Consider the following 11009-nt stretch of genomic DNA (forward strand, 5'->3'; position numbering starts at 1 on the left):
TCGATAATGGCCCAGAATATATCAGTGGTAAGCTGATGGAGTGGGCAGAGAAACGCAATGTTCGACTGGAATACATCCAGCCGGGCAAGCCACAACAGAATGCCTACATTGAGCGCTATAACCGCACCGTTCGCGGCGAATGGCTCGGGCAATACATCTTCGAAACCATTGAGGAGGCACAAGACCAAGCAACTGAATGGCTCTGGACTTACAACAACGAGCGACCCAACATGGGTATCGGCGGCATGACACCCGCCATGAAACTGAAAACAGCCGCCTGAATTCTACGGTTGGACCCCATTAAAAATGGGGGGATTACCCACCCCTCTCGAAATACCCATCTATTTCGCCAATTCGACAGCTATATCCAATAGTTTGATCAATAATATTGGATGGTGCACTCATAAACTCCGGCCACGAAGAAAACGAGCATTGCCGAACATATTCGAGCCTTACTGCCAATCTATTTTTAAAATCCAAACAGCATTTTCCTACTGCAGGCAAGCGATCGGCCCAAAAAATATACAAACCCAAAGCGCACGGACTCCTGTAATGACAGCCGATCATTCTCTGATCGGCTAGAAAATCATATCCGGCTAATCGAAACCACATATCGCAAAGAAGTCGCTGACATCGAAAAACGGCATCAGTTTTAAAGCTCAGTTTTCCCTCACTCTCCCTACAACAAGAAATTCTTCAATGCGCCTTGAAAGAAATTAACAGGTTGTTACATACTACTGATACGTGTGTAATTGATCGGAAGCGTTAGAGTTCAGTTTAGGCTACCAGGCGAGAAGATGCCATCATTGCCTCCCCGAATGCCACCAGAAGGATTTCTTATTGTTTACTAACGGTTAGCGATTTAACAAGTGCGGGGTTGCATAGGTGAATAGATCGTCATTATTAGATATTACGGATACGCTGATCCACAGCATGGACGAAGTGCAGCTAGATCGGTGGGATGATCTATCCGAATGGGCAAGGGACCGCGTCGCACCAGTCGATGCAGTTCCCTTGGAAAAACTGCAGCCCCCGAAGGCGAACCTATATTCAGCAAGTTTGGGCCGTATTGGGCTCATGCGAACCTCATACGGCACGTCGACCCAAATTAGTGCGGATGAACTTAGCGGCGCTCCTGTGGTCGCTGCAACGAATTTGCAAGGTTATTCGGTTCCGAGCCTTAGCCGCAGTACGGCGCACCTAAATAAGGTCGACGATAGCTTCCTCTTTGATCTTGCCAAAACGGGCCATAGCTCTCGACTAAGCGACGATGCTGTCCAGCTGCATCTCGCGTTCGATCAAAAGCTACTCAACGAAATTAGCTACTCTTGGTTTGGCAACTTACCTGAACGCAGCACATGGTGCCCTAAAACACCCTTCGGCGGCGATAATACCTTTTGGAACTCCAGCCTGCGCTACATAATGCGCTTGGTCGCCGAAACGTCACAGCCGATTTCGGCGCAGAACATCCGACACATAGAAGAAACCCTTTGCTCCAATTTGGTCCGAAGTTGGGCGGCCCAGTCAGGTATAGATATCAGCGCAGGAAAAAAAGTTGTTGTTCCGCGCATCGTACGCACCGCAGAAGAATATATAATTGAATACGCTGCCGATGCGCCAACACTGACCGAAATAGCCAGTGCGCTTGATATCAGCGTTCGAAACTTGACGCTGAACTTCAAAAAGTTTCGCGGCTGCACGCCGGGCCAGTTCATTCGCGAGCAAAGATTACAGGTAACCCGCAAAGCACTCCTTGAAGCGGATCAAGATCAAACTGTCAGTCAGATTGCAGCGAGTTTCAGCTACATTCACATGGGCGAATTTGCCAAGATATATCGCAATCGATTTGGCGAACTGCCTTCCGAAACTTTAAATCGCTCTAAGTAACCTCAGTCAATCAATCGCCGTCGCCCATAGCTCTCCCCTAACCCATACTTTTCCGAATTGGGTACACCACGCTACTGATAGTCGCGGCGATCCAGCGCATGTGAAAGTGTCCCGAGAGCCCGTACATATCTACAATGGTACACGCAGTCGGCACCATCGGCTTCAACCACTTATTTAATGCCGCACTGGCTGAGTTAGCATTCGTTAGCTGGCCTCTGTTGTACCTGGGGAAGGCGTGAACTTGGCCCGCTGCATGAAAGTAGATACGCTGAGCGGCCCATAGCGCCTTACCGACAAGGGGAATTTCCCGGGAGCTACCAGCCGTTTTGAGGCGTCTCCAGGGGTGCTCTCGGATGATGACTTTCTTACAGTCGCCTTCCACCACCAGATCGGTCAAAGCTAGCCCTGTCGCTTCAGCTAAGCGCATACCTGTGTCAGAAACCAACGCCACAAGCCAACGTAGGTCGTCATCCAGTGAAACGCACTCCGCCTGCACAGTGTCGATTACTTCTCCCGCTAGCGGCTCACGCTCTTGCACCCCAGCCTGACGGTCGAAGTATACCCCGCTGAAAGGGTTGTTGAACGACACCCCTGCCTCGCTTGCTGCGAAGTTAGTGACGGACCGGACGATGCCGAAGATGCGGGTGATACTGCTCCCCGACAGCCCGCGCTTGATCAGCGCATCCCGGAAGGCATTGGCGTCCTTCTTCGTATAGCCTCGAAGGTCTTTATCTCCCGCGACGTCGATCACGTACCCACAGAAACGCTCCGCAGCCCTGTGAAAGGTCACAGGACGCCCATGACCCTTTTGTTTAAGATAGATAGACACGGCCTCAGATAGAAGCACAGCGTCGCCTATCGCCACCTCTGGCGCTGCCTGGGCGGAACTCGAGGTCATCCGCAAGCGGTGCTTGCCGGGCAGCTCCGCATCCTTGCAACGGAGGTAGTACCAGTATTCGTCGAGTTGATCAGCCGCCCGCCTAGCCCGAGTTGTAGCTACCTGCGCGGACCTCGTTCTCAAAGAATATGAAATTTTCCGTGTGTCGTAATGCCTCAAGAGGTCCGTTGGGACACGTCTCTCGAAATAGAATATGCCGTTCTTTGTGAACGAGAAAGGCACCAAATTGTCATACACCATGTCCTACGCCCGCGCGTTTCTCAAAGAAACCGAGGTATATCAGCAGGTTATGATAAAAAATGGTGCCCAGGGACAGCACTAACCACCTGTTTACATTAGTTTTTATTTGTACGAAAATATCAATATCCCCTTTTAGATATGGCCATTTGTGTCCTGATGTAGCTTGTTCTGTCCATCCCTAACCACTACCTTAGGGTGGATATAGAGGGGGACATAAAATGCGAGCAACCAACAGACTTTCAGCTCAATTCGTTAAGGCCGCACCCGTTGGTAAACATTGCGATGGCGCTGGGCTTTGGTTGGTGAAACGTGATGATGGTGGCGCACAATGGGTTTTGCGCGTGACGGTTCATGGTAGACGTAGAGAAATGGGCCTCGGTGGCTTCCCAGCCCTGTCATTGGCCCACGCCCGCAAACTCAGTGACCGGTGGCGCATGCTGGCGGCTATGGGGCGAGACCCCATTAAAGAGCGTGAGGCCGAAAGTCGCGCCGCGCGACGCGAAGACATATCTTTATCTATTCTTACTTCTGACGCATTCGAAGCCCGTAAAGCCGACTTGAAGGGTGACGGAATAGCGGGACGCTGGCTATCACCTCTCAATATTCATGTTTTGCCAAAGCTTGGAAAGGTACCAATTACGGACCTTGACCAACGTGACATTCGAGACGTTCTGGCCCCGATCTGGCACACGAAGGCAGACACAGCCCGCAAGGCACTAAACCGACTTTCAATCGTACTCCGCCATGCCGCGGCACTGGGCTTAGATGTTGATTTGCAAGCGCCCGAAAAAGCAAAAGCGCTTCTGGGAAAATCTCGACACGTAGCAAAGAACATTCCGTCGATGGCTTGGATAGATATACCTCAATTCTATAAAAGCCTGGAAGAACCGACGCTAACCCATCTTGCTTTACGATTGCTAATCCTGAACCCGGGCACAAGATCCAAACCAATACGTTTCATGCGTTTGGACCAAGTTCAAGATGACGTTTGGACGGTTCCAGGTGAAGATATGAAGGGCCGCAAGGGTGCAACACCAGCTTTCCGCGTGCCGCTTTCAAGGGAAGCACAGCGTTTGATTGCCCTGGCGCGACCACATGCCCGAAACGGATTTCTATTCCCGAATTCGCGCGGCGGAGTGATCAGTGATATGACGCTTTCTCGGCACATGGAACGGCACGGATTGGAGGCACGCCCGCATGGCTTCCGCGCATCGCTCCGCACTTGGTTAGCCGAAGCTACCGATGCGCCGCATGAAGTGGCCGAAGCGATGATAGCGCACTTCGTCGACTCCAGCGTAGTTCGAGCGTATCGCAGAACCGACTTTCTTGACCAACGCAGACAGCTGGCTGAACGTTGGGCGGATCACGTCACAGGCGGCCCTAGACAACTTATGCAGTTGGGAGCGCTGAAATGACGAGGCAAGAAAAGGGACCGGATAGGCACGACAAAACTGACAATACTTCCGAAACTCGCCCTGCTCTAAATGACTGGGGCATTCCAGACTGGCGCGACGAAGAGACCTATGGTGATGTAAAAAAATGGACACTAGATCGCTGGCGCTGGGAGTTTTTCAGACGTCGAGAAGATCTTCGGAAGTTTTTTGATGATCGTGCCAAAGCACAATATCGATCTAACCAAGCGATGAAGAATGCCCCAAATATAGCAAGCTCAAGCTTCGAGGGGCTGCCTTCGGAGCCTGGCTTTGGAGTATCCAGCCCAGACTGTGCCGACCTTTTCGGATATATTTCTGTTCCTAACCCAAGAATTGGCAATCAGCCTTCAGGGATAATCAAACCTTTAGCCAATTATCAAAGCTTTAAGATTACAGACGGCGGCAGGATACCCAAAGACTATATTTACGACGAGGGTGACTTTAACAAATGGTACTGCGTCCCTCAGAGGCAGGACATGTCGGCGACGAGAAAACCGTCCATAACGTCTGAAAGAAAAACAGGTTTGTCAGCCGTGCCTTTCAGGTACTTCCCAGTTGCACTTAAAAAACATGAGCTGGCGATCAATTTTGACATTAACAAGCCGATCGACCAGCAGGTAAAAGAGGCTCGCGAGATACTTATTTCAATTCAGCTCGAACGCCATGGCAAAGCATTACAAGTGCGTCGGCATACTAAGAAATGGCTGTCTTACCTGCGAACGCTCGACGCCCGAGAAGCAGGCGCAAGTTGGTCAGAAATATCTACCCTTCATCCGGAAAGCCAGCAAACAGACCAAACGGGTCGAGACAAATGGAACCAGGCGCGCTCCTTGTGTTTTAATTTATAAATTTATTTCACAATTTTCAGTCTGGGCGATAACCTCCAGCTTTGCGCTATCCAACACATAAAAGGATAGTTAAGACATGAAATTCATAACCTTCACCGAACTTCGCGCCAAACTGGGCGGACGTTCACGCTCAGCCATCTATCTTGATTTCGAAGCGGGCCGTCTCCCACGTGGCGTCAAACTTGGTGGCAAGCTGTACTGGCTTGAATCAGACATCGACACCTGCTTGCACGAACTGCGCGATCAGGCCTCGTAGTAGATGACCCAACAGAAAAACCCCGGCGCGCTGGCGGGCGCGACCGGGGGTGAAAAGCTTAGCCATGCGAATGCGGCGAGCTATTCTAAATTAGAAAAAGTAGCCCTAAAAAGCAATCCATCCCTTTCCGTGTCTAACACATTTTTCGTGTCAGTTCTGCAGGTTGCAATGGCGATTGCGACATCTAATAGCGGTAGCGAGTGCTCCCGCTTCCAGAGCTGGGGAAATATTAGTGCACAATGGGGCTGGGACGCGAAATGCTGCTCAAAACATGCAAAAAAGCTACCAATTATCGCGGGAGGTGCAGGCAATGGCTGACCTTTCCCCCGAACTCAACGTACGGCTGCAACGTCTTATTCCAAAGCTGTCGTCTGAGGCTACCGGCGAAGTGATAGCAACCGTGGAGGCTATTAAACGCACACTCGACAAAGCTGGACTGGATCTTCACGATTTGGCAGCACGCCTGTCCGAAGTGTCACGCCCTGTGCATCAGAACGATAAAAGCCACATTGAACACCCAGGTCTTTTGCTGATGGCACGTTGGCTATTGGGCAACTCTTTCTCACGGCTAACACACAAAGAAATCGGTTTTGTGCAGAATGTGGAAAAAAATCTGACGAAAGGGCGTCCGCTGTCTCCAAACCAAACAAATTGGTTGCGCGATTTATACGTCGCACAAAAGGCAAACTAACAATGACTAATGCACAAGAAATAACATCGGCATTAGGAGGGAAGTGGCATCAAACCTACGGGACTGCACCTTGCCCGTGCTGCCAGCTTGAAATGCTCAAACAGCAGAATGCATTGACCCTGTCCACCGGTAGCGGTGGACAGCTTCTTGCGCATTGCAAACGCGCAGGCTGCGCCTTCACTGACATTCTTTCGGCGGCTGGTTTTCACGTAGGCTACAATTCGAACCCCTGCTCTGCAGAAATTGCGAAACGCGATGAATACCGCCGCATGCAGATCCAGCGCAAGGCGGAACTGGCAAAGCGGCTGTGGAAGCAAGCTAAGCCAATATCAGGAACCTTGGCTGAAACATACCTACGCGAAGCTCGGGGCATTACTTGCCCTTTGCCGGAGGCGCTGCGCTTTCACCCAGACGTCTGGCACGGGCCCACTGCACAGTGTTGGCCCGCAATGGTCGCCGCAGTTCAAGGTGTACCCTTTCCCGCAGTGCATCGGACCTTCTTACTTCGTGATGGCTCAGGAAAAGCCGGGCTGGAAGGTGGCGACAAGCTAATGCTGGGCGGAACGCAAGGCGGAGCGGTACGGCTGCGTAAAGGCTCTTTTCGACTTGTTGTTGTAGAGGGCATAGAGACAGGCTTGTCCCTCTCCTGCGGGCTTCTTGACGGACCTGTGACCATATGGTCTGCCCTTTCCACCAGCGGTATCCGTGGACTACACCTTCCCAAACAGCCCGCGCTACTGACTATCGCTCCTGATGGAGATGAACCCGGTCGCGCGGCGGCAAATGCATTGGCAGAACGGGCGCACGCATTAGGTTGGAAAGTTTCAATTCTGGACCCAGGGAATGGCTGCGACTTCAACGATGTTTTGCTAGAAGGGGCCGAGTCATGACGATTCACTCCATGCAGGAAACACCATTTGCGCCCTCGTGGCCCGAGCCGAACCAACGCCTATTGCAAACTGAACTTTTACCGGCTCCTAAACTACCCCTGCACGACGTGCTGGGGCCGCGACTGGCAAAATGGGTGCAAGATGCAGCTGAATCCAAGGGTGCCCCCGCCGACTATGTTTTCGCTGCGGTGATTACGACGGCTGCTGCAACAATCGGCAACACGCGCTGGGCGCAAATCTGGCCAGGATGGACCGAACCGCTCGTCATCTGGACCATGTCTATAGGCTTGCCCAGCGCGGGAAAAAGTCCAGGAATTGATGCAGCAATTCAACCGCTCCGTAAAGCCGAGCGACTTCTACGCAATACCGCTAAAAAAGAGCTGGCCGAATGGTCAGAAAAATCCGAGGTCGCACGCTTGATAGAACAAACGTGGAAGGAAGCAGCAAAGGCAGCAATAAAATCAGGCGATACGCCACCAGATAAGCCCAAAGGCTGTAACATCGGTCCTGCCCCTCATGCTCCACGGCTGATTGTAAATGATGGAACGATAGAACGGCTGGGTACCATATTAGAGCACCAACCGCGGGGCACCCTGCAAATGCGCGATGAACTGGCGGGATGGCTCGAGGGAATGCAGCGCTATGCGGGCGGTGGAACAGACCGACCGTTTTGGCTTGAGGCGTTCGGAGGCCGTGGTTTCACCGTTGAGCGGATCGGTCGCGAACCACTTACGATCGAACGGCTTTCAATTAGCGTGTTGGGCGGTATTCAACCTGCTCGACTAAAATCACTCTTGTTCAAAACCGATGATGATGGGCTGCTGGCGCGCTTCCTGCCCATCTGGCCCGATCCTGCCCCTGTGCGACGCCCCGAAGCTTGGGCAGATGAAACGATGATGGAAGGCGTATTAGAAAAGCTTTTGACGCTCGACTTTGTAGTCGATGAACAAGCAGAAGCTCAGCCTATTCTCATGCCGTTTTCTGAAGAAGCCTGTGAGCTTATGGATAAGTTTCGCCTGACGGTGCAGGAATTGGAATGCAAGGCAGATGGATTGATGTTGTCGTTTATAGGCAAGCTCCCCGGCCTGACCGCACGCATAGCGCTATTGCTTGCCCTTCTAGATTGGGCATCCGAAGGGGGTGAGCAATCGCGTTCAATCTTGGATCAGCACTTTCGCCGTGCTGCGCATCTAGTTGAGACCTATTTATTGCCTATGGCACAGCGGGCCTATGCTGACGCAGCAACACCAAAGGTCGAGAGCGCCGCACGACAGTTAGTGGGGCTCATACGTGAGCAAGGATGGGAGCGCTTCACTTCTCGTGAAGTCATGAAAACTGGCCGCAAGAAACTAGGCACTAAGTCTGAGCTAGACCCTGCGCTGGCGATGCTGGAGGAAGGCGACTGTATCCGTCCGGTTGACCCAGTAGTGAAGGCGCAAGGAGGAAGGCCCCCACGTCTATTTATAGTAAATCCGGCTCTGCATTCGCAGTTAGTCTGATCTCAGGACCAAAAATTTTCTGGGGGGACATTACAGATGAAAGGGATCGACTTTTGGCAATGTGAAAACTGATAACCATAAACTCAGGCCTCGCAGCCGCTAAACAAGGGTGGCCGAATACCCCGGTTTAGGTGGCAGGATGTTATCGGAATGACCGGCCGGATGCTCCGGAATACGCATCAACTGTCTCGTGATCTGGAGTGCCAGTACAAGACAGCCTTCGTTCTGGCCCAAAAGCTGCGCGAAGCAATGGCGATGGAAGTACACACAGGCGAAGTTCTGGAGGGTCATGTAGAGATTGATGGCGCATATTTTGGCGTCATATCCGCCCAGAGAACGCCAAGAAGGACCGCAAGGAGAGTGTCCGATCTTCTGTGTATGAGTAATTTGGCCCATGCTTCATTAACGAAGGAGCATGACGACAATGACGATATCCAAGGAAGTTTTAGACGAGCTGCTGAGCGGCGTTGAGAACGCGGACGATTTACTGGGCGATCAGGGCTTGATGAAAGAGCTGAAGGTGCGCCTGATGGAACGGATGCTTGGCGCTGAACTGACCGAGCATTTAGGCTATGAGCCTGACACCCAGCCCACAAACCAACAGAGCAACCGCCGCAATGGCACGTCGCGCAAGACGTTGAAGGGCAATGATGGGGCGCTGCCGATTGATGTCCCGCGCGACCGTGAGGGGAGTTTTGAACCGGAACTGATCAAGAAGGGTCAAACCCGGATCGACGGTATGGATGACAAAATCATCGGCTTATATGCAGCGGGGTTATCGACCCGCGACATCCGCGCCCATCTCGAAGAGGTCTACGGGCTGAAGGTGTCTGCCGATCTTGTCAGCCGCGTCACAGATGCCGTTCTGGAGGAAGTATCAGACTGGCAGAACCGGGCTCTGGAGCCGATGTATCCCATTGTTTTCCTTGATGCTCTTCGGGTCAAAATCCGCGATGCGGAAAGCCGTCAGGTCAAGAATAAAGCCGTTTACGTAGCCCTGGGCGTCAACGCCGAGGGCGAACGCGAGGTTCTCGGCCTGTGGATTGCCAACAACGAAGGGGCCAAGTTCTGGCTCTCGGTAATGAACAACCTGCGCAATCGCGGCGTCGAAGACATCCTGATCGCCGTTGTGGACGGCCTCAAGGGCTTTCCCCCTCTCGGGACATTGCTTCGCAATGCCCTGCCGGGCAGTGGATGCCATCAATGCCGCATTCCCTGAGACCACAGTCCAAACCTGCATTGTCCATCTCGTGTGCCATTCCCTGAACTTCTGCGGATGGAAAGATCGCAAGAACGTCGCAAAAGACCTCAAGCGGATTTATCAGGCCACGGATGACACCGAGGCGGAGAAAGCCCTTGCTGATTTTGAGGCCGAATGGGGCCAAAAGTACCCGTCAATCGCTCCAAGCTGGCGACGCGCGTGGCAAGAAGTCATCCCGTTCTACGCCTTCCTACCAGCAGTGCGCAAAATCATCTACACGACGAATGCGATTGAAAGCTTGAACCGCGTCATCCGAAAAACCACAAAAACGCGCGGTAGCTTTCCCACTGATGATGCTGCGACAAAGCTGATCTATCTGGCCATCCGCAGTTTTGAAAAGACAGGCAGGGCCGTCAGAGAATGGGTTGCTGCCCGCAATCAGTTCGCTATCCTATACCCAGAACGGTTCAACAAATGAGCCGCCAAACTCGCATGGGCTAAGCCTCATACACAGAGTTTAGGATACTCCCACCGCAAGGACCGCCGCTTGAAATTCAACCAGACAGGCAAGCGCCGCGTCGTCATCGCCATGCGTGAGCGTGAAGGCCGCACCCTCCCATTCGTGCGCATGCCCGAAGGTGAAGGCGTAGCACTGGCGAACGAGAACGTATCTCGCATGTCCACCATATCAGCAGATGAAGCATCGCATTGGGATGAATTGTACATGGGCTACCACGTTAACCGCGTGAACCACTCCGAAATCTACAGCGACCACGGCAATCACACCAACATGGTAGAAAGCTTCTTTATAGCCCGCCCAGCCCCTCATCAAAGGTGTCTGACGTCAGCACCCTTGGGACAGATTTGAGGATTTGAATAAGGGAGGATTTCTGGTTCATCTTATCGATTAGGAGATCGAGATGACGAAGAAGCCGCAGACATCCAAAGAAGCCGCCGAGAAGGTGGTTAAGAACATCCGCCGCAAGACGCGGCAAACCTATTCAGCTGAAGAGAAGATCCGCATTGTATTGGCGGGCCTGCGTGGCGAGGAAAGCATCTCGGTGCTATGCCGCCGGGAGGGTATTGCTGAGAGCCTGTATTACAGCTGGTCAAAAGAGTTTCTCGAAGCTGGCAAGCGCCGGTTATCTGGCGACACGGCACGGCAG

11 protein-coding genes and 4 pseudogenes are annotated in these 11009 nt (G+C 52.5%); 13 read left to right on the top strand and 2 right to left on the bottom strand.

Annotated features, from left to right (window positions below):
* Together BLQ98_RS17505 and BLQ98_RS17510 are read left to right on the top strand one after the other, a co-directional pair.
* Positions 1–281 (top strand): integrase core domain-containing protein (locus BLQ98_RS17505; RefSeq protein ID WP_141135378.1); only part of this gene is annotated, 281 nt, incomplete at its 5' end.
* Positions 282–885: 604 nt separating this feature from the next.
* Positions 886–1887, top strand: a complete 1002-nt coding sequence (locus tag BLQ98_RS17510; protein WP_141135379.1) for a helix-turn-helix domain-containing protein — start codon at positions 886–888, stop codon at positions 1885–1887.
* Between the two features lie 37 nt (positions 1888–1924).
* Here the strand turns inward: BLQ98_RS17510 and BLQ98_RS17515 are convergent, their stop codons facing one another.
* Together BLQ98_RS17515 and BLQ98_RS18650 are read right to left on the bottom strand one after the other, a co-directional pair.
* A complete protein-coding gene (locus BLQ98_RS17515) occupies positions 1925–2716 on the bottom strand; it encodes a site-specific integrase (protein WP_141135380.1) in 792 nt (263 codons plus the stop codon).
* Positions 2717–2836: 120 nt separating this feature from the next.
* Positions 2837–3025: pseudogene (locus BLQ98_RS18650) on the bottom strand (DUF6538 domain-containing protein); the annotation flags it as partial.
* A 218-nt stretch (positions 3026–3243) separates the two neighbouring features.
* Here BLQ98_RS18650 and BLQ98_RS17520 point away from each other — a divergent pair.
* The 11 genes and pseudogenes from BLQ98_RS17520 to BLQ98_RS17565 all read left to right on the top strand — a co-directional run.
* Entirely contained in the window at positions 3244–4440 is a 1197-nt protein-coding gene (locus BLQ98_RS17520) for a tyrosine-type recombinase/integrase (protein WP_093734481.1), read from the top strand.
* Complete coding sequence (locus BLQ98_RS17525; protein WP_093734482.1) at positions 4437–5306, top strand: hypothetical protein; 870 nt, start codon at positions 4437–4439, stop codon at positions 5304–5306. Before BLQ98_RS17520 ends, BLQ98_RS17525 begins: the two co-directional genes overlap by 4 nt.
* Positions 5307–5382: 76 nt before the next feature.
* Positions 5383–5562: a helix-turn-helix transcriptional regulator gene (locus BLQ98_RS17530; protein ID WP_093734483.1), complete on the top strand. Its 180-nt coding sequence runs from the start codon at positions 5383–5385 to the stop codon at positions 5560–5562.
* A 3-nt stretch (positions 5563–5565) separates the two neighbouring features.
* A complete protein-coding gene (locus tag BLQ98_RS18170; protein WP_141135381.1) occupies positions 5566–5880 on the top strand; it encodes a hypothetical protein in 315 nt (104 codons plus the stop codon).
* Complete coding sequence (locus BLQ98_RS17535) at positions 5873–6253, top strand: hypothetical protein (RefSeq protein WP_141135382.1); 381 nt, start codon at positions 5873–5875, stop codon at positions 6251–6253. The genes BLQ98_RS18170 and BLQ98_RS17535 overlap by 8 nt, the downstream gene beginning before the upstream one ends.
* A 2-nt stretch (positions 6254–6255) precedes the next feature.
* Positions 6256–7143: a DUF7146 domain-containing protein gene (locus BLQ98_RS17540; protein ID WP_093734485.1), complete on the top strand. Its 888-nt coding sequence runs from the start codon at positions 6256–6258 to the stop codon at positions 7141–7143.
* Positions 7140–8642, top strand: coding sequence for a DUF3987 domain-containing protein (locus BLQ98_RS17545; RefSeq protein ID WP_093734486.1), 1503 nt, complete (start codon positions 7140–7142; stop codon positions 8640–8642). Before BLQ98_RS17540 ends, BLQ98_RS17545 begins: the two co-directional genes overlap by 4 nt.
* A 180-nt stretch (positions 8643–8822) precedes the next feature.
* Positions 8823–9001: pseudogene (locus tag BLQ98_RS17550) on the top strand (IS1595 family transposase); the annotation flags it as partial.
* A gap of 65 nt (positions 9002–9066) precedes the next feature.
* A pseudogene (locus BLQ98_RS17555) lies at positions 9067–10321 on the top strand (IS256 family transposase).
* A gap of 54 nt (positions 10322–10375) precedes the next feature.
* Positions 10376–10651, top strand: a pseudogene (locus tag BLQ98_RS17560) (transposase); the annotation flags it as partial.
* A gap of 112 nt (positions 10652–10763) precedes the next feature.
* The coding region (locus tag BLQ98_RS17565) for a transposase (protein WP_141135383.1) at positions 10764–11009 on the top strand (246 nt) is incomplete at its 3' end.

This window comes from Sulfitobacter litoralis (genome assembly GCF_900103185.1).
In the GTDB taxonomy this organism is placed as follows: Bacteria; Pseudomonadota; Alphaproteobacteria; order Rhodobacterales; family Rhodobacteraceae; genus Sulfitobacter; species Sulfitobacter litoralis.